We start from the raw sequence: 24,170 nt of genomic DNA, 5'->3' as shown, positions 1-24,170 counted from the left end.
ACTAATTTCTTTTTCAAGATTCTTTGTCATATTAAACCAATTATCGGCATTTTCTTCCGCAATTCGAATGAGTTGTAGTATATTTTTTTGTAATTGAGATAAAAGTTCCAGTGAACGTGCATTTTCCCCTCTTTTAAGAACATTAATCCCCATTAACCATAGGTTGGAAAAATTATTCAATAAAAAATTTACGTTTTCTTCTGTAAGTCTATTTGGTCCCGGACCTTCCAACTCTGATAAATACAATTCTAGTTGTCCTGTTTCATCATAAATAAACATTGCTTTTGTGTCAGGAATGTAGCCTGATTCTTTGAATGAAGGAATAATATTCATTTCGTTTTCGGAAAGGAAATGAAATTCACCACGTATTAGATTTTCAAAAATTACTACTTCCGTACCGTACTCATTTTGATAGAGTAAAGTGTAGGAAGCGACTTCATTTAGCCATTTTGCTGAATCAAAGGTGGAAATTGTATCATCTTTTAGAAAAACGTAATATTCTATATCAGAGTATTGATCTCCCTCTCCTTTTGTAAAAGAGCCATACATCATACAAGCAGATATTCGTTCATCTGACTGGACAAGTTCCTTAACCCTTGCCATTAGTTCCTTTTGTTTTAACAATTCGATTCCTTCTTTCTTTATTTTGATTCAGGGAGAAATAAAAAATCCTCCCAAATAATGTTGGAAGGATTAGTCATGTCACTTTTTAAGACACTCAAATAAAACTATTTAGCCTTTTTAGCTATTCAGTCTTACATTTATTTAGTATATGGAAAAATGGGCAGACTAATCCTAAGTTTTTAAACTGAAATATACTATTTCATTTGTTAAAAATTAGATTAGTTCTTCATTGTCCACCCATCTCTCCTTTCGATTAATAGTTTATTAATTTTAACACTTCAAAGTTCAAAGCACAAGTTGGTGTGTAGTGCAAAATAGGAGTGGTTCTTACGCAATGTTGGTGAGGTAGTGATGCCGACATTATGGGAATAAAATCAAAAAGGATTGATTTCCATGAACGAGTTGGAGTTCTTAGATGATCGACTGTGCGTCACGAGTGCTCACTCACACGATGGGGTGAGACACTGTGCCGCTCGTCTCGTGTCCAGCGGTGCATGCTGTCCAGACTGTGGTCGGTTTTGTCACCGACGTCACAGTTTCACGACACGGCGGCTAAAAGACTTCTCAGGAATACATCAGGTTTTCCGTCTGAACATTCAAGTACCGAAATGGTTCTGCGACAACTCAATATGCCAACGTTCCATCTTTACAGAGCGATTGCCGTGGGCCATTTCTCATTCGCGGAGAACGCTCCGTACGGAGCGTGTGTTGTCCACTTTAATGTTGGCTATGAGTGCGAAGGAAGCCGAGCGTGTCACGACCGTCCTAGGTTTTCGAATCAGTCACGACACGCTACTTAGGGTGCTACGACGCGTGCCCGTCCCGAGCCCCTGTGCTGAGGTGATCGGCATTGATGACTTCGCCTTCAAAAAGGGTCACCGATACGGAACCATCATCTGTGACGCGACAACCCATCGTCCCATCGACCTGCTGCGGACCCGCGAAGCAGACATGTTGAAGGATTGGCTTGTGAATCTGGAGAAACGGCCTATCCGCGCATCGGTCGATCGATTCCCAGCCTATCAAGAGGCATTGCTCGACCAGGACATCGTAGTGGTGAGCGACCGCTTCCACCTCGTAGATAACCTATGGCGATGCCTCAATTCGATATGCCAGCGTGTCCTCCCCTCTCGAATCCCTGTAAATCCGAAAGGTGCCGTATCATACGGTTTGAAACCGCAACATCCGACTGGACCCGAGAACGAGACAAAACGACCGTTGGTCGAAAGGGTTCAAAGCATGCACCGCCAAGGGATGAGTCTGAATGCGATCGCCCAGATGCTCAGCTTGAATTGGAGGACCGTCAAAAAATACAGTGATCCGGCCTACGAACCCTCCCCGCCGAAACGACAAAGACCTCACTTGATCGATCGTTTCATGCCACAATTGAGGGAATGTGTCCGAAATCGATACACACTCCAGGAAACGGACGCTCATCTGAGACAATTAGGTTACAGAGGCTCGTTTGGCGCGGTCCGTCACCGTTCACGCGACGCTCGGAGTGAGGGTCTTCCTGAACCCCAGGTTTTCGTATCGCGCAAGGATGCCTGTCGTCTACTCTGGCAATGGCCTGTCACTAGGCCGAATGATACCATCGATGTCTCGTACCTGTTGGTCCGTTACGAAGACCTCGCCATCCCGTTCTGTTTCATTCAAGGATTTCGGGAAGCTATTCGGGAACGGGACGCGGGACATCTCCTTTCGTTGATCACCAATCCACAAGTCACATCACATCCCGGACTGAAGCGTTTCGTGGGTCGCCTCAAACAAAATGTAGAGGTGATCCTGGCGGCCTGTCAGTTTGAAGAAAGCAATGGTTACGTGGAAGGAAACGTCAATCGTCTAAAGATGATGAAGCGACTCATGTACGGAAGGGGAAATTTTGACTTGCTCAGAATTCGGGTGCTTTGTCGAAATCCCGATCCGAGTTGTGCTCACTGATATTCCAAAAAAATGAGCGACCACCTTCGGGCGATTGCTCATTATCGTTCACCAACATTGCGTAAGAACCGTTCTCTTTTAAATCTGAGGATTGGCTTACTTTTTTCAATTTGTCGTATAATGGTAATAAGGAAATAGATGTTATTTTTTATGAGAAGAGGAATGAATTTGGACCCACGACTAGATATTGATAAAAATAATTTAATACAACGCTTAGACCGACACCTAGATTGGATTAAGAGTTGTGATACAAAGGCTTCTATTGTAATTGCTGGGGTAGGAATATTTCTTAGTATATTTACATCAGAGCATTCAATAGGTATGTTGAATCAAATCCTTTCTCGTGCCATACAAAATATTAATTTTTCAAACTTTTTATATCTGGGACTGTTCCTGTTCTTTTGGGGCATTTTCGTACGCGGATCATACTTGTTAATAAGAGTTTTGGTCCCAACGATGAAAAAAGAAGTAAATCTTTTCGGGCAGGATACATATCATGATTCTCTGTACTACTTCGAGTCAGCAGAAGATAAAAAATATGTGGAGTTTAGAGAAAAAGTGTTTAATGAAACATTTGAAGACGAGATTGAAGATCTAATTTCTCAAATCTACATCAATGCAAAAATCTGTTCAGCCAAATTCAAGTTTTATCAGAAAGGAATCAGATACACTTTTATTGGTGTAGCAGGAATACTAACCATGTATGTAGTAGGAATAGTTTTAGTGAAGCTAGGAGGTATCTCTTAATGAAGTTCACAGATTATGATTACAAAGAGCGAAAGAAAAAAGTTGAAGAAATATTGGATAATACAGATGCTGTTAACGAAGTTGAAAAATTCCCAAGAGACGATAATTTCACTTATACAAATGGATATAAAGCTGTGGCATCTGCAATTTTTGTAGATTTAAGAGACTCTACAACTTTATTCTCTGGAGAAGATGATGTTAAAGTAGCTAAATTAATTCGTGGATTCACCTCAGAAATAATTGAAATTTTGAAAAAAGATACTGATGAAGAATATTTAAAGGAGATAGGAATTAGAGGTGATTGTGTATATGCAATTTATTCAACACCTTTACAAGAGGATGTATTTGATATCGCGAGTAGAGCTTTTTGTATAAACACATATTTAAATATGTTAAACAAATTACTTATTAGCAGAGGATTACCGACCATTAAAGCAGGAATTGGTTTAGCTGCCAGCAAAACTTTAGCTGTAAAAGCCGGAAGAAAAAACTCTGGCATTAATAATTTGGTTTGGATTGGATCTTCTGTTGCAACTGCTGCCAAACTCTCTGACCTTGGAAATAAAGATGGCATTGAACCAATTGTTATGTCCTCTGATTTTTACGAGAATTATATGGAGGAGCAAAGAATTAAAGACTCTTCAGTTGAAAAATATTGGTTTAAAAAGAACGACTTAAGTCGTGGAGTTTTTTGGCATGCTAACATAGTACTTTTAGAATTTGATGAATGGATTCAGAATGGAATGCACGACTAAGTTCAAAACAATTGCGTTATAATCAGTCAATAGTAGGTACCTTAATAGATAAAGTAGCTTTGAAAAATGTTCTTGTTCTTTAAACGAACGTTAAAAAAACATCATTGTTTATTGATTCACATGAAAATAAAAAGGGCTATTTAAAGCCTTTTTTATTTTATCTCCATTGTCCATTAACTCATCTTTTTATCAATGTTCGTTTTCTGTTATCATTAATGGATAAACAAACAAACGGAGGTGCTTCATGACGAAAATTGGATATGCACGAGTATCAACCCTCGATCAGAACTTGGACTCGCAACTAGATGAACTTAAGAAAGCTGGTTGTACTAAAATCTTTCAAGAGAAGGCCTCCAGTGTTAAAAAGAGACCAGAATTTGAGAAGTGCTTAGATTATTTACGAGAAGGTGATACCCTGGTCGTCTGGAAGCTAGATCGGTTGGGGAGAACCACAAAGAAGCTTCTTGAATTGATTGATGATTTGAAGGATCGCGGAATCAATCTTCAAATCATTACATTAGGTGTAGACACTTCCACCGCCGCAGGTCGCCTGTTTTTCACTATGATGGCTGGATTGGCGGAGATGGAGCGTGAATTGATTCGCGAACGTACGAACGCTGGACTTCAAGCTGCCCGATCCAGAGGAAGAATGGGTGGAAGAAAACCAATTGATGAACAAATAATGGCCAGAGCTATGATGATGTATGAAGCCAAGATGACGGTAGATGATATTACAAAGACTTTAAATATCTCAAGATCCACATTTTATAAATATAAAAAAGAGTCGGATCATCTTGAGTGATGATCCGACTCGACCTAAAATGATTAACATCATTACTCAAAAGCCATTGTTTCAGACCGCATATGGCATTGAGAAAATGGGTTAGAAGACCTCATTTTCTCAATGCCATACTTTATATTTATACGTTAATTTTGGTTAGACCTAAAACACAGGACCGCTATTTCACTTCGAAGCGCTGCAGGAACACGGGAACTGCTCGGCGAGCAATATGAGCTCGACTCGTTCCGCTGCGTGAGCATCAGATGGCGGTAAGGGCATCGGATTACCATACAAACCATCACCGTAGATACCATGCTGTTCAAGAGCTTTCAAATAAGTAAGCGTCGTCGCAACACTAGTTAAAACCCGCTGACGGTACTCTTCAGCATCGGGACTCAAATCTTTAATCTGAGCATTAACGAGTTCATCACGATATCCTTCTAGCGTCATCTGGTACGCGTTTATAGCTCGAATATAAGGAGTATCCTGCGACATGCCGTTTGCCCCGCCTGCAGTCTCGAAATCTTCTCGATAACTGGTCTCTGCAAGGTCATTATTTTCTAGCATCTTAAAAGCATCAAACGGGACAAACTCAACAGGTGTGACGTCTTCAACCGAATTTCGATCGAAAAGCGGTACATCTGAACCGATGATGTAACCGATGATACCCGTCACGGTAAGACTTACAACGAAAAGTAGGGCAAGTCTTGTTTTAGTCAAAGTCATAGAAGTCTCCTCCTCATTAATAAGTGTATCTGTAGTTAGCAATAATGGTTATCGCTCGTAATCACTCCTCAAATATCGAACAAGATGAAGTTATGAACGTTATTATCCTCACATTCATTTAAATTTGTCTTGTCTTAACTTACTCATCATATATTCTGAAATCATCCCCATAGACTCTATTGCAACTTTTGTCTCATGATCATTGATTATCAGTTTTTAAAACGTTACGAAAGTTCTCGAATGCCTCAACTCCTACATAATTTTCTGAATCTTTTCTAAAACCTCCATGAGCATGAAGCATAGCCATTAATCTAAAAAATAAGTTTTGAGCAGAATCAAGAGTATCTTCAGAAGAAGACAAACTGTAAAGAAGATACTCAATACGTTTTACCTTCCCCATACCTGGATCAGAGGTCCGAGAATCTACACCAGATATCCCAATATCTATTAATACTCGTGAAATGTCATTGTGATTAGGTTTACTATAAACAAAAAATGTCTGTTCAAACAGCCTAGAGAACGAAACAATTACAGGAAAAGAGAACGGAATAAAGACCATACATACACACCCAATCTACGTAGTATTAGAACTATTTCTCATACCGTAAGGATAAGAAAGAGACCCACCCACCACCGTATCTATAAATGTATTGGAGTTGAGCCCATTAAATTCGATTGCACCAGGGAAAAGAACTACATTATCTTTCTTAACCAACATTATCGTTGTCTTAGCACATCTTCCCCTTCCTTCTACTTCCTTTGTTATTAGTCCTTCTTCCACCATAACAGCAACAAGGCGTTTGAATGTTGCGTATGACAAGCACTTGGAAGGGTCTACTGATGATGTGATTAAAGAAACAAGCGTTCGTTGCGCACCACAAATACACCCTCCGTTTTTGCGTAAAACTGCAAGGATGTCTTCTTTCCATTCATCTAGATGACTATATGTACGTTCTTCACGCGGTTTTGCGCCTTCCCAGACTTGATACTTGAACTCGATCCCAGACAACGTCTCAATCCAATATGATGAAGGGCCAAGTGGAGAGCCTGGCTTAAAGGCACTTTTCACTTTTCGTTTAATCTCAATTTGACGAAGTGATGGGCTATTCTTTTCATTCCAGCTATAAAGTGACGATAGGGCTTGATCTTCTTCATATCCCGCAGCCTTGTATGCGAGAGCAAGGGTGTAGCATGTGTTATCACGTTGGCCCTCTTCCACGCCTTGTAATAGCTTTAGGATTGCTGGGTGAGATAATAAATCCGTCGAGCCTAAAGCCACATTACCTTTCTTCGACTGATTCTCTTGCTGCTCGGTCAACCAGTCGCAAAGGTCGTCAAAAGAGACGCGTTCTCCCGAACGAAAAACTGTGTTCTCTTCTGTCGGTAATCGGAACCAACGTTCAGCGCCTATCGCTTGAAGATCCGCGTTCATCTCCTCAGCAATCATTCGTTGAACGCGCTTATAGTGATCCACGACTTTTGGAAATGCGCGTCTTGGTTCTTTCAAGTACCAATACACATGGAATCCGCCTGAAGGCGTCTGGACGACGAGTGATGGTGTCGGCAGGCCTGCGCTCGTCACCCGATCCATAACGTCCGGGAAAATCATTCCTGCATTCTGCGACGTCTTGACATCGATATCAATAACCATGGCGTTTAACCAACGCAAAGAGCCCGCATGACGTTGGTCGTTGCGGTAAAAAGTGTTCGGTGTGAAATATGTATACTTCTCTTTTGCCCCAAAGAGTGAGCGGTATGTACGGATGGCACGCGCTTGTGTGAACTCCTGGCAGACAAAGATCCATCCTAGGTCTTTGCTGTATCCGGTTCTCTCGATCTGAGAGGCCCGTTTCGGAGCTTCCGTTAATTGGTCTCGATAAAGATTTCTCAATACTTCCATGCTACATCCTCCTTTCTTCTGTTCTATGGTTCATCGTAAATTGTTGCGTATCCATTTCTCTGAAATACTATGAACATTGTCGAGAAGAAAGAACAATGTTAAAATGATTGCATAAGAAAGACGCCTTTGTTCGTCACGTTTTTCTTTTGAACAACGCATGAAAAAGGATCAGTTCATCGTATTATGTTTTTAGAAATCTTGGTTTCTACAAATCTATTTATGATGGCTGGTTTAGGGTGAAGCGTTGTTAAATACACAGTCTGACAATTAAGTCAGATGATTTGGATCTGATAACGGCCAGGTTATCAGATTTTTTTATGCCGATTTTTCCTACTGGAAAGAACTTCATAACCCTATGTTTTCATAAAAGAAATCGCTTAACAACAGCTTTTTTTCGAGTTTATGCTCATAAAAAGCAATGTATACATGTAGATTTGTATACATGTAGATTTGTATACTCGTATACATGTAGATTTGTATACATGTAGATTTGTATACATGTAGATTTGTATACATGTATACAAAATCAGACTGGATATTTCGCTAAAAACGTTGATTTGAAGCCATATTTCAGATGATTCCATTCCCGATGTATACATGTATACATGTAGATTTGTATACATGTAGATTTGTATACATGTAGATTTGTATACATGTAGATTTGTATACATGTAGATTTGTATACACGTATACATGTATACCGTTTTTAAAATTTTATTTATGTGAGCTCAATGTGGCTGAACATCCAGCAAAATAATATACCTTAATGACATCTAGACGAATTGTAGTCACACAAAAAAACGAGCGTGCTCCAGTAGAGCACGCTCGTTCATTAATAGATAAGGTTCAGTTCGTCGTGGACTGCCTTTTTATTTCTTTTGCTTCATCATTAAAACATCTCGAATTATTTCGTATTCTTTCCTTTCATTTGAAGAAAGTAATTCAAGATACTCGTCAATCATCGTTGAAATGATAGCATCTGCTGAATCTGCTTTGCCCATCGTCACTAACGCTGATAATTTATTTTTTGTGAGGTTTGATACACGAACAGTGCTTGACCCTATATTGACCGAGTTCTTAGTTGCTCGTTTATTTGAGGTTTCTTTCTGAGACGTGGTTTTTGATTCCACTGTTTGGTCTTCAGATACCTCAGCTTTATATGTTTGTTGAGGAGCTGCTGCACCTTTACGTTCCAGCAAACGTTTTCTTACTGGTTTTTGAATCAAATCTGACATGTTGTTCACCCCTGTTCCACGTAATTCATTTCTGTTTCGAGACGTTGCAAGAACTCTTCGGCGACTTTTGCATATGTCTCCATGACACGTTTGTCATGCATGTCTTCTTCCACAATTCCTGTGATGTCGTAGCGTTTCAAGCGTTCCATGTTCTTAATCACACCCTTGAAGAGGTTATGCTCACCGAATACATTTTTGGCATTTTCAAGCGTTGCCATATCGACGGCTGCACCATTTTTAAGAAGAACCGGTAGGATTCCAAGAATGTCAAAATCAGCATCATAGTCATCCAGCAACGTCTGTAGGTACTGTGTGAATACCTCAGCACCCTGCAAGCTTCGTTCCTGTGTCTGAAGTACGACGACAACGAAATCAGAGGCATAGAGGGCTGAATCTGTATATATGGAGATAGTAGGGGGAACGTCCACAAAAATGAAATCGAACTCGCTCTTCAAAGGTTCGAGAAGAGTAGAAAGATACGTCACACGGTCCACTTCTTTCTCAAACTTTTTCTCAAGAAACTTCGGGTACTGCGCGAAATCACTGAATGAAGGTAGTAGGAATAGATTATCCGTAACTTCTGTGACGATGCTACTCAAATCACCTTCTTGCATTGCGGCCATCAATGTTTTCTCGAAGGTTATGTAATCATCTTCTCGTGCAGCCTTTGTCTTCAAGAACAAGGTAGTCGCATTTGCTTGTGGGTCCTGGTCACAGAGCAACACACGATAGCCTTTTTTGGCCAATGCGTAAGCGAGCATCGTGCTATTCGTTGTCTTTCCCGTGCCGCCTTTGAAGTTTCCAAATGTCACAACAATCGCTTCCTGCTGTGAGAGATCAAGCTGATTGGTCATTTTAGTGCCTCCTTTTTTATTTGTAACTTTAACGTATCAAACTTTTCTCCATTTGTATACATGTATACAAATGGATTGATATTATTTCACGTTAAAGATTGAATTAATTCAGATAGTGATATATAGTTAGTATAAGTAAAAAGTAAGAATTCTTACCGTATGTAAATTAAAAAACAAAACAATCAGCCAACAAAAAACAAACAAATGAAAAAGCCGAGCGAAAATAAATTACACAACAATGAAAATGGTAAAGTGAAAAAAGGAGAGATAAACCATGTTAGCAACGAAAACGAAAAAGGTTGCCGTCTCCAGCAAAAGACAAATCGCCATTCCAAAAGAATTCTTTGATGCAATCGGTATTGAAAAAGAGATTATTATGGAACTGAATGACGGAGTTATTAATATCAAACCAGTAAGAACACATACGGATGATTTCTCAGAAGAAATATTAGCAGATGTTATTCAAGAGGGCTTCACAGGGAACGACATTTTGACAGAGTTTCAACGCCGTAAAAATATGATTCGTCCGGCTATTTCACAGATGATCAAGGAAGCAACAAGCACTAAGCCAACATCAATAGATGATTTATTCGGAGATGACGACGAGGACTGATTTGAATTGAATGATAACGTGCCAATTGTATTTCATCCAGCAGCCAAAAAATATTTTGAGAAGCTAAAAAAGAAAGATAAACAACTTAGTGAGCTGTATAAAATAAATCTTCAAAAGATTGTAAGTAACCCTGAAATTGGCGAGTTTAAGACAGGAGATCTGACCGGCATCAGAGGTTATGATTTCAGGCATAAGGGGACCGTCTATGAGATTGCCTACAGCATTGAAGTGGGGGATGATGGGGAATTGATTGTCGTTATCTTAGCTGGAACACGAGAAAACTTTTATCATGAATTGAAAAGATATTTAAAGTCTAAATAAATCATTAATGAAAGGCGCTTGAGTCGATGTAGAAGTTAGACTTAAGCGTTTTTTTAATTTGGAAAATTAATAACACATAATAAAGTAGATTCATTACACTTTAACCAAGGATACTTACTTTTAAATTTAGAAGGATGAATTTTGCACTGCTTGTGCTCTTTGTTGTACTCGGACACCAGAAATACTTTCTTGATGCAGAGATTATCCTACTTACCCACGCTCACGTCAGCCATTCAGTCGTGAAATCATCTGATTGTCCAAGATATAGTTGGCGTCATTATAAACGTTCGGAATTATGAAATTATAGGAGGGAACAAAATGAATACCTATACCCCAAAACAACTTAGCGACATCCTAACCAACCATAAAAAATGGCATGATGACGAAGACGAGGGGCGGTGTGCTGACCTCTTTTGTGCTAATTTAACTGACGCTAAACTAAGTGGTGCTTACTTAAAAAAAGCTTACTTATTTCACACTAAACTACGCGGCGCTGACTTAAGAAAAGCCAACCTAGTTCGTGCTAAATTACGTGGCGCTGACTTAAGTGAAGCTATCCTAATTGGCGCTGATTTAAGTGAGGCTAACCTGACTGACGCTAAGTTAGTTGATGTGGATCTAACTGACGCCAAACTAATTGGTGCTTACCTCTTTCGCGCTGATCTAAGTGAGGCTTATCTATTTCGCGCTGACCTAAGTGAAGCAGAAATGGTTGGTGCAAAACTATGTGGCGCTGACCTAAGTGACGCTAACCTATATGAAACTAACTTAACTGACGCTGATTTAAGTGGTGTTGACTTAAGTCTCGCTCGCCTAGATGGAACTGATCTAAGAGGCGCTAACTTAAGTAAAGCTAACCTAGCTGACGCTAAACTAGATGGCACTTATTTAAATTGCAGTAATTTAAGTGACGCTAACTTAACTGACGCTTATATACTTGATGCTGATTTAAGTGGTAGCAATTTGAGTAACACTAACCTAACTAACGCTGACCTAACTGACGCTGATTTAAGTGAAGCTGATCTAAGTGAAGCTAGACTAGGTGGCGTTAAACTAGGTGGCGCTAACCTACTTCACGCTGATTTAAGAGGCGCTTACCTCTTTCGCGCCACTCTAAGTGAGGCTAATCTAAGTTATGCTCAGCTATGTGGCGTTAACCTAACTCACGCTGACTTAGAACGTGCACATCTGAGAGGTGCGAACCTATATGAAGCCAATCTAAGTCATGCCAACTTAACTAACACTGACTTAAGTGAAGCTGATTTACGTGCAACTAACCTAACTGACGCTAATTTACGATACGCCGACTTACAATACGCTGACTTACGAGACGCTGACTTACGAGACGCTGACCTACGTGAAGCTAACCTGCGTGAAGCTGACCTGCGTGGTGCTGATTTAACTGGCGCTAAACTACGTGGCGTAAAACGAGATGGCGCTAACCTAACTGATGCTAAAGTACGATGACACCGAATTTGAAGAGGTTTCAATCGATGTCGATGATATCGTTCCCTCTCCTCCTGACACAACGGCATCATTTCAGGGACACAAACTAAGTATATGAGAACAAACCCTAACTCTTGAATACATAAAATTAGATTTAATGATCTGATAGCGTTAAATATCGTTCAATATAATGATATTTAATGCTATTTTTTAGAAATTAATCAAATTTTCCGTTATTAAAAAAATCACTGATCGAAATATTTATACCATTACAAAATTTTTGTATCGTACTTACTTTTGGATGCTTTGTCCGTCCGTTCATCAATTCAGAAATCGTCGCCTGATTCAACCCTCCTTTTTGAATGACTTGATGGATGGTCATATTATGTTCCGTTGCGAGCTCTTTCATACGCTCGATGATTGCCTTGTTCAACTCCACTTGCTCACCCCACGATCCAAGTACTCTCTTCATCACTTATTCTTTACGAACTCTTCTATTCCTCTACCCTAACACAATCTCTTGAAATCAAAATACTTGTCATTACTATCTATACTTAAACCGTTATTTTTTTACAATTGTGCGACAAAATCAAAAATATTGAGTTACTGTTGCTCTTTATCCCTTGTATAGAGCGGATTCGACAAGAATCGTCAACTGTAAAATTTCTGACATATCAGAAAACTGATGATTTTTATTTTTATCCCTGCTATATTGGAACCAACAAAAGGAAACATCTGTTTGGTCGCCGCTCTGATTTACAGAAAGGGGAAAGCTTATGTATCGATTCGGGGAGTGGTTGAAGGAGAACCGCCGGCTCTCGGGCTGGTCACAGGTCGAACTATCAGAGAAGACGCTCGGAGAAATCTCACAGCCCGCCATCAGTCAGTACGAACAGAATCGCTCGGTGCCGTCGATTGCCGATATTGATCACCTGGCCCGAGCGTTCGGACATACGCTCGCGACGGTGCCGTGGGACGCCATCGACTTCGGATACGGGACGAAGCGGTCCGTCACCAAGCTCGAACGACGCCGGTTCGACCTGAAGGAGTTGCCGCAGGCCGATTCGGTCCGCACGTTCGACGGGAAGACGTATGAGCTACACGGCTTCATCGGTATCGAGAAAGGGAGCGGCGAGGCGGTTCAGCTGACGCAACTCTACTACCGGATCCGTACGGTCGTCTGTGACGCACACGTGCTCGCCAAGCGCAAGAATCCGGATGACGAGCTCATCCATGTCAAGAAGCGGAAAAGAGTCCGACAGTAACCGATATCGACGCAGCAGCACATCCTTAAGGATGGTCTCCTCCAATCACATACCGGCGTGTCCCTCACCAGTGACCGGGTGGGCGGGATTTACGCACAGATGGTTCGGCGAGAGTCGCCTAAAACTCGCCATAAGGTCACAGAATCGTTCCGGGTCATCGAAAAACCCTGTACAGCTCCTTTGATTCACGAGGAGCGGAGTTCGTGGGGGAACCGCTAGAAACCCACCGCACCGAATCCGACTGTCCTTAATGATGTGCTGCTGCACATCACGAGATCAAGGGAAGGAAGTGTGTACTGTGGCATCAAAAGAACAGAAACAGAACCGTAGCTTCGCCGAGAAACTCTTACGCATCCGTGGGAAGGACTATGAGGAGTGGCTCGACGAACAACATCAACAGGTCATCCAGGACAACCAGGAACTCATTTTGGAGGCGCTCGAGGCGAAGCTCAGCTTCAAGTCGCCGACGCACCAGGACTAAGGAGGGAACGACATGGGACTCAATGAGACAGGGCTCAGCTTGCTTCAGTTCTTTCAGGGACTCGCGGTTATCGCCGCGGCCATCGCCTTTGCGATCGGGGGCTTCTACTTCATCTTCGGCGGGGATCGTGGCCGCTCGAAAGCCGTCGGCTGGCTTGTCGGGGGCGCCGTCGGTCTGATCATCGTCATGGGCGCATTCACGCTCGCCGAGATGGTCGACCAGAATATCAAATTCTAATGCACATTTACGCAGCGTTCCAATCGGAAGGCTTTTTTTGTTGCTTGAAACGAGAGGAGGAACGAGATGCTGTTTGTACGATTCACCGACGTGCCGGACACGCGGATCCAGAACTATGAGCGGCTCACCTTCGCCGATGCCGTCGTCGCGACACATGATCTGCACCAGATTCTTAGCGAGGAAGGAACGAACTGTTCCGGTGACTTCCGGCTCTTCGATCAGAAAGACGAGCTGCTCTATCGAGGGACGTTCACGTTCGGGACCGGAGGCACCTATCCGAACCTGTATCATCAAGTGAAGGACCGGGTGCAACGGATCCGGACGAAGAAAGAGGATAACGCGAAGAAGATGTGGCTCCTCGACGAGATCGAGTCCGAGACACCGGACGACTATAAGCGCCCGTCCGCTAAATCGAATCCGATTGTATCGTCGACCTATCAATCACGCCTGACCCGACTACAGCGCCGCCTTATCTACGGGGCGGCCACAGTCGGGATTCTCTTCACATCGTTGTTCACTGCCACGCAATGGTTCATTGATAAAGAGGCACACGCTGAGCAGGCAAACGGGGGCGAACAGGTGTGGCTAGATGCTTACGACCAAGCGCTCCAAGGTGAGGAAGCCTCATTAATCAATTTACTGGAACGAAAAGAGCGGTCCGAGGAAGAAGATGCCCTATTGATTGACCTCTATTTGGCAGAAGGCGCAGACCAGAAAGCGCTCGAGCTCACGGATGACCCCATCCTGATCGAGACGAAGCTGGCCGGGATCGACTTATCCGGTAAAGAGAAATTGGAACGGCTCCAGGAGTTCCAAGCGTCACATCCGACCGATGAGGGCGCGTTCGATATCGCCGCACTGGAACGTGATTATGAGACCGTGGCCAAAACGGAAAATGTGGAATGGACTGCTCCCCGCGTCTCGGCGAAAGTGACCGCCTATCTCTACCTCGGGGACATCGACTCCGCGAATGAGTGGGCGTCCAAAACAAACGACCCTGCCGTACAAGTAAAGATCGATAAATACCAAGACATTACGGCCACGATCGACGGACTGAACGAGAAACTAAAGAAAACTTCTAGCAAAGACACCTCGGCCCGTGAGAAGATTCAAGCCGCTATCGCTGCAGAAGAAGTTAACCTAGAAACGATTCTTTACTCAGATTAAGGTAGGTGAAATAATTGAGAACTCAATCTCTATCACCACGATTCCCGATACGTCTGATCTTCCCCGCCCTGTTCTGCCTATCGGTGTTACCGGTCGGGATTTTTTATCTACTGAACGGGGTCTACAACATCATTCGACAAATCATGACCCCGATATTAAAAGACGGGCTGTTGGCCGGAGCGGCGATTCCGACGCTCTCACTGTCCTTGTTCTTGGAGGTGAGTCTTCCATCTTCGACTGTCTTGCTCGGGCTGATCGCGTTCAGTTTGTTCATCGGACTGGTCGTGTTCGGCAAGGTATGGTTGAACTTCCGGGACCTGCGGAAGAATCAGAAAGGGAGCGCCCGCTTCACCTCGTTCGATGAACTGAAGCAACAGTACCGTCGCGTCCCGGACCGGAAGAAGCGGTATGACGGATTAGGTGGCGTTCCCGTTGGACGAATCAAGAACGAGCTGTTCATCGATGACTCGCCCGTCAACAATCTCGTCATCGGGACGACCCGATCCGGGAAGGGCGAGACGTTCGTCTTCTCGACGATCGACCTATACAGCCGGGCACGTGACCAGGCGAGTTTGATCATCAACGACCCGAAAGGTGAGCTCTTCGCCGCCTCGAAGGAGACGCTCGAGCAACGCGGTTATCAGGTCGAAGTGTTGAACCTGATGAACCCGCTCCAATCGATGTCGTACAACCTGTTGCAACTGACGATCGACGCATTTCTCGAGGAGAACTATTCGCTCGCCCAACAGTATGCGCGCTCGGTCGCGTTCATGTTGTACCATGATCCGAAGGCACGGGACCCGTTCTGGGCCAACTCGTCAATCGACCTGTGTACGGCGCTCATCCTCGGGCTCTGTGAAGAGGCGAAGGACACACCGGAGAAGATCAACATGTACAACGTCGCACTCATGCTCTCGGATTTAGGATCACGGACGGTGGTGACGCGACAAGGGCAGGAGATTTCGGCACTCGACGAGTTCTTTCAGCGGTTCCCGGAGAACCACCCGGCCCGGCTCCAATTCGCGACGCTCCATTTCTCCGGTGGGCAGACGCGGGCGAGCATCCTGGCCAATACGAACGCGAAACTTGGGATCTTCACGTTGAACGGGACCGGGAAGCTGACGTCGATGAACTCACTCGACATGCGACGCATCGGATTCAACCGCTGGATCAGCGGACGGAGCGAGCCTTTGACACGGCTCACGGTCAGATTCCCCGACGGGACGACCCATGCGCTCACGACGGACGACGACGGCAGCTTCATCGTCTACCATACGTCACCACTCCAAATCGGGGACATCGTTCAAATCTCAACCGACTCAAGCACTGCGACGATCCAGCTGGAAGCGCGTGACGCGGAGAGTGGACGGTTCCACTACGCAGTCGACGGGACGATACAGATCCGTGAAGTGATGTACCAGCTCCGTCCCGTGGCGGTGTTCCTCATCGTACCGGACTATGACCCGACATTCAACGTCATCGCCTCGCTCTACATCAAACAGGTGTACACGGCGCTCGCCCGGGTCGCCTCGCAGACGAAACAGGGTAAATGCGAGCGTCAAGTAGTCTTCTTACTCGATGAGTTCGGCAACATGCCGCCGATCGAAGGCATGGCCAATATCATCACAGTCTGTCTCGGCCGGAACATGCGCTTCAACCTCGTCATCCAGGCCTACTCCCAACTCGAGAACCTATACGGAGAGGATTGGAAGACGATTGACGGCAACTGTGGGAACACACACTATCTGTTGACCGCGGACGAGTCGACCGCCGAACTGATCTCGAAGAAGCTCGGTGAGGCGACCATCGTCACGAAATCGCGGTCCGGGCAGACGTTCTCGCTCAAAAAATCGAAGACGGAGAACGTGGACGGCCGTCGGCTCATGACGGCGACCGAAGTCATGGGACTCAAAGAAGGTGAGTTGCTCATCATCCGTGTCATCAAGCGTCAGGATACGAAGAAACGGCGTATCCAGTCGTATCCGATTTTCTTAACCGGCAAGACGGCGATGAAGTACCGCTACGAATACCTGGCGGACGACTTCGACACAGACCGCTCCCTGCATGACATCGACATCCCCTGCCGCCACGCCGGTCTCGACTTTGAACAGATCCGTATCCGCTTTACGCAGAAAGAAGACGAGACGGAAGCGAACACGTCATCGATTCAGGAAGACAAGTCTTTGACGGTACGGGACGTGCTTCAGGACAGCATCCTCCGCTCGATGTTCGAAGGACATGATATCGGCGGGATGTCCCTCCCCGAGTTCGAGACGAACCTGAACCTAGGAGTTTACGACGTCACCGACAGCCAGAAGAGCTTTTTGAGCACGATGATCGCGAAGCGACTCGAGAAACTGAAGCAAGGTACACCGTAGAGAGGAGGCCGAACCCATGGCCGAGAGTGCGAGAGAGAAGCGAATTCAGAACGAATTGCGTGTCGTTGCAAGAATCATCGAGACGCAACGCGTCCGCCTCGAACGGGGCGACGTACTCAATATCCAGACGACCGATGGCTTTCTGACCGTCTATCAGGACGACACCTCAGACACCCCGAAAACTGTTACACTAATAGATAAGTTCGACTTCCGCGTCAACCTGAAAGTCGCGGATCTATTGAAGGGGAAAATCGTCTGACGGAGGGGTAAACGTTATGAGGAAACTACTTGCGGGTACTTTAGGAATCAGCTTGTTTTTACTTGGAGCTTGCTCAAATTCCAATGAGTCTTTGGTTCAACGTGATATTGAACACGTTGAGAAGGTCATGACAGCCGAAGAGGATGATTATTTGCTGATTGTAAAAGAAGAAGATGGTGAATTCGAAGAGTTCGTTGAATTCGTAAAAGAGGTAGCGAACGAAGAGAACCAACAAGTCACGCTCTATAATACGTTTCAGCCAGATGGAGAGACACTTGTCGATCGTGGTAACTTTGAATACACTGACGAACTAAAAGGTGCCGTTTTATACTCTATTCAAGATGGAAACGTCACAGATGAAATCAATGTTGGAATGTTAACGGCGGACAATTACGAACAACAGTTAGCGGACTTCTTTACTAGGACTCAGTAGATTGGGGGTCTTTCAATGGCTGATTCCGATTTAATCACCAAATTACAGGAATACGAAGATGTACTCCAAATAAGTAGTATGGTCAATGATGCACTGCGCTCAATGGGTTGGATTCTTGTCAGAGGACTATCAGTCTTGATTGACGGCCTTGAATCAATCACGGATCAAATCCTATTAACCAATACATTTTTCAATAATGACCAAGTGGTTGAATTCGTTCTTACGATTCAACCTTTTTTGTATGTTCTTTTAGCAGGAAGTTTCTTGTTTACTGGGTACTTGTTGATTTTCCAAAAGAAATTTGAACGTGAGAGTTTTTTGATCAACCTGTTCATCACACTATTGATCTTAGGTTTACTTTCACCAACTATGAGCCGAATTCAGGAGTTCTCTGATGAAGCAATCGCAGAAATCGGAACAGATTCGCTTTACGACAGAGAAGCTTCATTATCTGAGAGTATCTTAAAACGGAATGTACATGATTTGATTGAGCACGATTCGAAGAACTTTGATGCTACTACAGGAGAATCATTAAATGCCATTCCGACTGAGTTGATTGATAATATCCGAATCAATGAGATTTTCGACAAGAACAACTATGACTTATCGGCAACCGGAAACAAATTGGCCGAGTCCTACATTCTATGGAACGGAAAAGAGACAAGTCTCGGTAAACTCGACCAAGGTGGCGTCGAGTGGAACAACCAGTATTACTACCGCTATCAGCCGAACTGGTTGACCATCTTCGTGACGCTCGGGATCATGGGCTTCACGCTGTTTTCCATTGCTTATAAACTGGCGCGTCTCTCGTTCGAGCTTGCTTTCAACTATGTCCTGGCGATTATCGTCGCACCGGCCGACCTGCACAGTGGCCAAAAGACGAAGAAGGTCATCCAAAGCATTTTGAACACGTTCCTCGTGATTATCCTGATCTTCGTTTCGATCAAACTGTACACGATCGGGACCGCCTATCTCGCAGAGACGTTGGACGGGTTCGCCTACCTGATTGCCCTCATCGCCTTCTCGGTCGCCTTGATTGATGGACCGAACATGGTCGAGCGGCTGTTTGGGATCGATGCCGGACTCAAACGGGGCTGGGGTGTTGCGCTCGGCGCCTATGCCGCTGGGAAAGGCGTGACTTCGGCAGGTGCCCACGCAGTCTCGAAGGTCGCGCGTGCCACACAAGGCACACCAAAGATGCCATCGCTCCATGAGGCCGCGACGACACGGATGGATTCAAACTCCGTTCTTCAGAATGGTTCACCGCTTAGTGCGGCGAGCCAAGCTCCACAAAGGATGGACAATGAGCGACAGATTGATTCGAATGAGTTCGACCAGGCGAATCAAACCGCCAGTCGCACGCAGACCGACCAAGAGAAACCGACAAATCCGAAGGACGTTGCGCAACCAATCAGTGGTAAAGAATCAGAACTGGAAACGCAAGGTTCTCCACACGGGAAGGAAGCATCGGGCCGCACGTCTCCCGAATCGATCCATGCGACGAACCCTGAATCAAATACCGAACGTGGGCCCGACCATCGAACGACGTCATCCGAGACGCAAAGACCGGACTCGATTCACGACCATTCAAGCTCTGGTCATTCTCCAATCCCTAGTTCGTCGCCTATCGAACCGATCACTCGTTCTATCGATACCGCATCCGGACCCGACAATCGTCAAAGCGAATCGGTAGCCGGAGAAGCCCAGACGTCACCGACACACCATGACGTACCACGTTCAAACGGCTCATCTTCGTCTTCGTCATCTGCGCCGGATTCAAATGACACGGTATCAGAGAAACGTCAAGGACACGCTAGACGAACTATCCATCAGGACACCGTGATTGATGTAGAGACCGAGGTCATCGAACAGGTACGTGAGAATCAGACACACCGTCATAGCCAGCACCAGGAAGAGACGCGACGAATCTATCCGACCTCACCACCGCGTCCTGACCATATTGAGAAGAAGGAGTGATGACCCATGCGCAAATACCGGATCCCGAACGAGGTCACGACCGAACTGAAGATCAACAAGATGCTCTATTTGCACGACTTCCTGTTCCTCGTCGGGCTCATCGTGCTCCGGCTCGTGACGCTCCCGTTCATCCCGTCGGTGCTACACATTCCGTTCACGGTCTTCCTCGTCGTCTTCGGGCTGTTCATGGTACTCCGGCCGGTGACGAACCCGCAGAAGCGGATGGTCCACGCGCTCTATTACGCATTCATCAAACGGAAAGACACCTATCTCGCGCTCGATGCGCAGAGAAAAGGACGTGATTGAGATGGCGTTCATCGAAGACACGCTAAAGGAACCGAGATGCACAGGCACCTGGCTCGACGAACAGGACGTCGTCGAGAGACGGAAGGTCAAAGACAAAGTCGTCGTCAAACCGACGGTCGCCGCACTGATGCCGATCGTCGACATCACCGGGAATGATGCATTCGAGATGCGGGATGGGACGTATCTTGACATGGTCCAGCTCACCTCGAAGGACATCTATTCGTTGAACGAGGAAGAAAAGGACCATGACGTGTTCTCGCTCGCCTATCTTTTGCAGGCGTACACGCATCCACTCAAGGTCGTGCCACTGAACACACCACTCAGTCTCGAGCGGCAGAAAATCAGCATCGAACGACAGATTCGACAAAATCAGACACCGGCCTACCTGCCTTTTCTACTCAAAAAAAAGCAGGAGCTCGAATACCTCGAGGAGCATCGCACCAATCGCGATTATCTCCTCTTTTTTTATGCCGACGACGAGCGGACATTGCGCGAGCGGAAGACACACCTCTATAAACTGCTCCGCCGCTCGAACCCGATGCGCGAGCTGACGCTCGATCAGAAGGTGCATGTGCTCTATCAGCTGAACAACCCGAACACGAAACCACAACTCGACGCCTGAAGAAAGGAGTGACGCGCATGTGGCAGCGCCTGCGTGACAAATTGTCCAGACACCAGGACCCGGAGACCGTCAAGGTCGAGAAAGGCTACAATCCCGACGTCATCGCCAAGATCCAGCCGCAGGGCGGCATTAAGTTCGACGCCAACTTCGTCCGGCTCGGGGATGGCTATCTGTCATGCCTCCATGTCTATAAATATCAGTCGCTCGTCTATGATTACTGGCTCGAACCCATCCTGAACATGCCTGGCGTCTTGACGACGCTCGACATCGGGACGGCCGACAAGCGTGAAATCATCCAGACCATCAACAAATCGATGGCTGAACAGAACACACGCTTCGAGAACGCGAAGGACAACATCGACCGCATCGATGCCCGGGAGACGTATAAGGAACTGAACGAACTCTACGAACAGATCACCCAAGGCGAGACGATGAAGTATCTGCATCTCCGCCTCTATGTGAAGGCGAAGACGCTCGACGCGCTCGAGGTGAAAGTACAGGAGGTGATGGAAGAACTCGAGGCCCGGAACTTCCGCTCGACGATTTTCCTGAACGAACAGGAATGGGAGTGGCAGAGCCTCTTCACGAGCTATGACCAGCAACAAAGGCTCCCGAATCGGCGCCGTGGGAAAGAGATCCCTTCCCTCTCCATCGCCGGCGGCTATCCGTTCCATTTCACATCGCTCCAGGATGCGACCGGAACATATTACGGGACGACCGACACGAACGGCAGCGTCATCTTCGACCTGTTCCATAAGGACAAACAGCGAAAATTCTATAACGCGCTCATGATCGGCAAGATGGGGTCCGGCAAGTCGACGCTCCTTAAGAAAACCGTTCTCGACCAGGCGATCAAGGGCAACAAAATACGCATCCTCGACGTCACGGGCGAGTTCTCCGACCTCGTGCGCCAGCTCGGCGGGAAAGAGATCGCGCTCGACGGGTCGGCCGGGCTCATCAACCCGCTCCATGTCTATAAAACAGTGACGAACAACGACGGCAGCGCCAACGAGGCACTCTCGTTCATGCAGCATCTGTCGAAGATGGCCGTGTTTTACCACTACATCAACCCGGCGGCGACACAGGAAGAGACGAACGAGTTCGAGATCCTACTTCGGGACCTGTACGTCCGGCACGGACTCTGGGACGAACAGGGCGAACTGCCGATCACGACGCATCCGGCGAACCAATACCCGACGTTCTCCGATTTCTTGAAACTCGTGCGTCGTGAGCTCTACACGGACGACACACGCACCTCGATCAAAGAAGCGATCAGTCCGAACCGGGTGCGACGTCTCGAGAACATCGAGCTCGCCGTCACGAACCTCGTTCATAACTACGGCAACATCTTCGACGGGCACTCCTCGATCGACCGGTTCGACGAGGAGCTCATCGTGTCGTTCCCGCTCCGAAACCTGACGAGTCTGCGGGACGAGGTGTTCCAGGCGCAGGTGTTCTCACTGATGAATATGCTGTGGGACGGGATGATCGCCAACGGCTCGAGTCAACTGAAAGCCTATAACCAGGGCGTGCTCCGGACCGAAGAGGCATGCAAGTACCTCATCGTCATCGACGAAGCGCACCACTTGATCAACACGCGCGACATCGCGCAACCGGCCATCCTGTATCTGCAACGCTGCATGCGCGAAGCGCGCAAATATTTCGGCGGCATCTTCTTCGTATCGCACTTGATCACCGACTTCGTGCCGGCCGGATCAAAATCCGAGAATGCCGAGAACGTCAAGTCGCTCTTTCAGTTGACGCAGTACAAGATCATCGGCGAACAAGACGCAGAGAGCATCCCGATCATCCAGACGGTGTTTGATGGCCAACTCTCGAATTCCGAGATGCGGATCATCCCCTCGCTCGAGACGGGGCGTGTCGTCCTCAGCATCTCAGGCGTACAGAACCTCATCTTTGACGTCGATGTCGCGCCAGAAGAACTCGCCCTGTTCGGTGGAGGTGCCTGATGTGGGCAACCGCGAAACGGACGGCCCGCTTCGCCGTCACAGCGAAATGGCAGCTCGCGACGCTCAAGTGGCGGCTCATCCTACTTGGCATCGCGGCACTCGTCTTGTTCCTGGTCATTCTCATCGTCGGCATCCTCGACACGCTCACAGGTGTCCAGAACGAACAACCGACCGACGTCCCGTTCGATACGGCAGGAGGTCTACAGGTGAGCGACCAAGTGCTTCAATATCGGAGCTTGGTCGAATCGGAACTGTCGAAGCACGGACTGGCCGAACAGACGAATCTCGTGCTCGCGCTCATGATGCAGGAGAGCGGTGGACGCGGGAACGACCCGATGCAGGCGAGCGAATCGAAGTGTGGACGGATTGGGTGCATCACCTCCCCCGAGGAGAGCATCGCCTACGGCATCAAGCATTTCGCATCCGTCTTCGAACGGGCGAACCGCGACGTGCAGCTCACGTTACAGAGTTACAACTTCGGCGGCGGCTTCATCGATTATGTCCAGGAGAACGGCGGACGCTATTCGAAAGAACTCGCCATCTCGTTCTCCCAGATGATGTACCAACGCGTAAAACACACCGGTATCTACCGTTGTCATCGCCCGAGCGCGGTCCAGCACGGCGCCTGTTATGGGGACATCGAATACGTCGACGCAGTGTTGAAATATCTTGCGCCGGTCGCCGTCGCCGACGGTGTCATCACGAAAGAGCTATTGTCGGGGTTACGTTCCCCGCTCGCCATCCCGCTCAACGTGACATCGCGTTTCGGCTGGCGCGTCGTCTTCGGACAACGGGATAACCACACTGGTATCGACTTCAGTTGCACCCCGTCCGATACAATCCACGCAGTCAAAAGCGGCACCGTCATCTATAGCGGGAACCGCGGACCGTACGGCAATCTCGTCCAGATCCGGCACGACAACTACATCACGGCGTATGCGCACCTGAGTCGTCTCGGCGTCAAGACCGGACAACAGATCAAAGCCGGTCAGGCGCTCGGGTACTGCGGCACGACCGGCCGATCGAGCGGGAACCATCTGCATTTCGAGATCAAGACGGCTGAATGGTCCGGTCATATCGATCCCGCCCCGGTCTTCGGTTTCTAAGTCATGCATGTATGGAAAGGAGGAGG

General features: G+C 46.6%; 26 protein-coding genes. 19 read left to right on the top strand and 7 right to left on the bottom strand.

The window, feature by feature from the left end; genetic code table 11:
• Positions 1-624: aminoglycoside 6-adenylyltransferase (locus KNO68_RS14650; protein WP_215187620.1), on the bottom strand; the 624-nt coding region annotated here is incomplete at its 3' end.
• A 393-nt stretch (positions 625-1,017) separates the two neighbouring features.
• Between KNO68_RS14650 and KNO68_RS14645 the strand changes: the two genes are divergently transcribed.
• The 4 genes from KNO68_RS14645 to KNO68_RS14630 all read left to right on the top strand — a co-directional run bounded on the left by KNO68_RS14645 (position 1,018) and on the right by KNO68_RS14630 (position 4,869).
• Positions 1,018-2,565 carry an ISL3 family transposase gene (locus KNO68_RS14645; RefSeq protein ID WP_214756942.1) on the top strand — a complete coding sequence of 516 codons (1,548 nt, stop codon included), beginning with the start codon at positions 1,018-1,020 and terminating at the stop codon, positions 2,563-2,565.
• A gap of 168 nt (positions 2,566-2,733) precedes the next feature.
• Positions 2,734-3,312, top strand: a complete 579-nt coding sequence (locus tag KNO68_RS14640; RefSeq protein WP_251029739.1) for a Pycsar system effector family protein — start codon at positions 2,734-2,736, stop codon at positions 3,310-3,312.
• Entirely contained in the window at positions 3,312-4,067 is a 756-nt protein-coding gene (locus KNO68_RS14635; RefSeq protein ID WP_214756944.1) for an adenylate cyclase, read from the top strand. Before KNO68_RS14640 ends, KNO68_RS14635 begins: the two co-directional genes overlap by 1 nt.
• 244 nt (positions 4,068-4,311) lie before the next feature.
• On the top strand, positions 4,312-4,869 hold the full coding sequence (locus KNO68_RS14630; protein WP_215112679.1) for a recombinase family protein: 558 nt from the start codon (positions 4,312-4,314) through the stop codon (positions 4,867-4,869).
• Between the two features lie 162 nt (positions 4,870-5,031).
• On the opposite strand, the gene KNO68_RS14625 is transcribed toward KNO68_RS14630, so the two are convergent.
• From KNO68_RS14625 to KNO68_RS14605, 5 genes are all read right to left on the bottom strand, one after another.
• Positions 5,032-5,574, bottom strand: a complete 543-nt coding sequence (locus KNO68_RS14625; protein WP_215112678.1) for a hypothetical protein — start codon at positions 5,572-5,574, stop codon at positions 5,032-5,034.
• Between the two features lie 199 nt (positions 5,575-5,773).
• A complete protein-coding gene (locus tag KNO68_RS14620; protein WP_215112677.1) occupies positions 5,774-6,133 on the bottom strand; it encodes a hypothetical protein in 360 nt (119 codons plus the stop codon).
• 15 nt (positions 6,134-6,148) lie between these two features.
• A complete protein-coding gene (locus KNO68_RS14615; protein ID WP_215112676.1) occupies positions 6,149-7,474 on the bottom strand; it encodes a primase C-terminal domain-containing protein in 1,326 nt (441 codons plus the stop codon).
• Between the two features lie 869 nt (positions 7,475-8,343).
• Positions 8,344-8,709 carry a DUF5388 domain-containing protein gene (locus KNO68_RS14610; protein ID WP_215112675.1) on the bottom strand — a complete coding sequence of 122 codons (366 nt, stop codon included), beginning with the start codon at positions 8,707-8,709 and terminating at the stop codon, positions 8,344-8,346.
• A 5-nt stretch (positions 8,710-8,714) separates the two neighbouring features.
• Positions 8,715-9,563 (bottom strand): ParA family protein, encoded by an 849-nt coding sequence (locus tag KNO68_RS14605; RefSeq protein ID WP_206479694.1) that lies wholly within the window; start codon positions 9,561-9,563, stop codon positions 8,715-8,717.
• A gap of 274 nt (positions 9,564-9,837) precedes the next feature.
• Between KNO68_RS14605 and KNO68_RS14600 the strand changes: the two genes are divergently transcribed.
• The 3 genes from KNO68_RS14600 (at position 9,838) to KNO68_RS14590 (ending at position 11,964) form a co-directional block, all read left to right on the top strand.
• The gene (locus tag KNO68_RS14600; RefSeq protein ID WP_215112674.1) at positions 9,838-10,176 is read left to right on the top strand and encodes an AbrB/MazE/SpoVT family DNA-binding domain-containing protein; all 339 of its coding nucleotides are present in this window, start codon (positions 9,838-9,840) and stop codon (positions 10,174-10,176) included.
• Positions 10,177-10,182: 6 nt separating this feature from the next.
• Positions 10,183-10,497, top strand: a complete 315-nt coding sequence (locus KNO68_RS14595) for a type II toxin-antitoxin system RelE/ParE family toxin (RefSeq protein ID WP_215112673.1) — start codon at positions 10,183-10,185, stop codon at positions 10,495-10,497.
• A gap of 318 nt (positions 10,498-10,815) precedes the next feature.
• Positions 10,816-11,964 (top strand): pentapeptide repeat-containing protein, encoded by a 1,149-nt coding sequence (locus KNO68_RS14590; protein ID WP_215112672.1) that lies wholly within the window; start codon positions 10,816-10,818, stop codon positions 11,962-11,964.
• A 196-nt stretch (positions 11,965-12,160) separates the two neighbouring features.
• Here the strand turns inward: KNO68_RS14590 and KNO68_RS14585 are convergent, their stop codons facing one another.
• Positions 12,161-12,415 carry a helix-turn-helix domain-containing protein gene (locus KNO68_RS14585; RefSeq protein WP_215112671.1) on the bottom strand — a complete coding sequence of 85 codons (255 nt, stop codon included), beginning with the start codon at positions 12,413-12,415 and terminating at the stop codon, positions 12,161-12,163.
• Positions 12,416-12,719: 304 nt separating this feature from the next.
• Between KNO68_RS14585 and KNO68_RS14580 the strand changes: the two genes are divergently transcribed.
• From KNO68_RS14580 to KNO68_RS14525, 12 genes are all read left to right on the top strand, one after another.
• On the top strand, positions 12,720-13,208 hold the full coding sequence (locus KNO68_RS14580; RefSeq protein WP_214686110.1) for a helix-turn-helix domain-containing protein: 489 nt from the start codon (positions 12,720-12,722) through the stop codon (positions 13,206-13,208).
• 298 nt (positions 13,209-13,506) lie between these two features.
• Entirely contained in the window at positions 13,507-13,689 is a 183-nt protein-coding gene (locus KNO68_RS14575; protein WP_024127793.1) for a hypothetical protein, read from the top strand.
• 12 nt (positions 13,690-13,701) lie between these two features.
• Complete coding sequence (locus KNO68_RS14570) at positions 13,702-13,926, top strand: hypothetical protein (RefSeq protein WP_012390467.1); 225 nt, start codon at positions 13,702-13,704, stop codon at positions 13,924-13,926.
• A gap of 66 nt (positions 13,927-13,992) precedes the next feature.
• Positions 13,993-15,093 carry a hypothetical protein gene (locus tag KNO68_RS14565; protein WP_215187619.1) on the top strand — a complete coding sequence of 367 codons (1,101 nt, stop codon included), beginning with the start codon at positions 13,993-13,995 and terminating at the stop codon, positions 15,091-15,093.
• Positions 15,094-15,107: 14 nt separating this feature from the next.
• Entirely contained in the window at positions 15,108-17,471 is a 2,364-nt protein-coding gene (locus KNO68_RS14560) for a VirD4-like conjugal transfer protein, CD1115 family (protein ID WP_215112693.1), read from the top strand.
• 16 nt (positions 17,472-17,487) lie between these two features.
• Positions 17,488-17,730 carry a hypothetical protein gene (locus KNO68_RS14555; protein ID WP_012390470.1) on the top strand — a complete coding sequence of 81 codons (243 nt, stop codon included), beginning with the start codon at positions 17,488-17,490 and terminating at the stop codon, positions 17,728-17,730.
• A gap of 16 nt (positions 17,731-17,746) precedes the next feature.
• Positions 17,747-18,163 (top strand): hypothetical protein, encoded by a 417-nt coding sequence (locus KNO68_RS14550; protein WP_214838218.1) that lies wholly within the window; start codon positions 17,747-17,749, stop codon positions 18,161-18,163.
• Between the two features lie 15 nt (positions 18,164-18,178).
• On the top strand, positions 18,179-20,140 hold the full coding sequence (locus KNO68_RS14545) for a pLS20_p028 family conjugation system transmembrane protein (protein ID WP_215112692.1): 1,962 nt from the start codon (positions 18,179-18,181) through the stop codon (positions 20,138-20,140).
• A 6-nt stretch (positions 20,141-20,146) separates the two neighbouring features.
• Entirely contained in the window at positions 20,147-20,446 is a 300-nt protein-coding gene (locus tag KNO68_RS14540) for a DUF5592 family protein (RefSeq protein ID WP_215112691.1), read from the top strand.
• Position 20,447: 1 nt separating this feature from the next.
• On the top strand, positions 20,448-21,068 hold the full coding sequence (locus tag KNO68_RS14535; protein ID WP_215187618.1) for a hypothetical protein: 621 nt from the start codon (positions 20,448-20,450) through the stop codon (positions 21,066-21,068).
• A gap of 17 nt (positions 21,069-21,085) precedes the next feature.
• Positions 21,086-23,038, top strand: a complete 1,953-nt coding sequence (locus tag KNO68_RS14530; RefSeq protein WP_215112689.1) for a VirB4 family type IV secretion system protein — start codon at positions 21,086-21,088, stop codon at positions 23,036-23,038.
• A complete protein-coding gene (locus tag KNO68_RS14525) occupies positions 23,038-24,144 on the top strand; it encodes a lysozyme family protein (RefSeq protein WP_215112688.1) in 1,107 nt (368 codons plus the stop codon). Before KNO68_RS14530 ends, KNO68_RS14525 begins: the two co-directional genes overlap by 1 nt.
• Positions 24,145-24,170: the final 26 nt, after the last annotated feature.

Source organism: Exiguobacterium sp. s75, assembly GCF_018617145.1.
In the GTDB taxonomy this organism is placed as follows: domain Bacteria; phylum Bacillota; class Bacilli; order Exiguobacteriales; family Exiguobacteriaceae; genus Exiguobacterium; species Exiguobacterium profundum.
The sequence above is the reverse complement of the archived record's forward strand: the minus strand, read 5'-3'. Positions and strand labels throughout refer to the sequence as shown.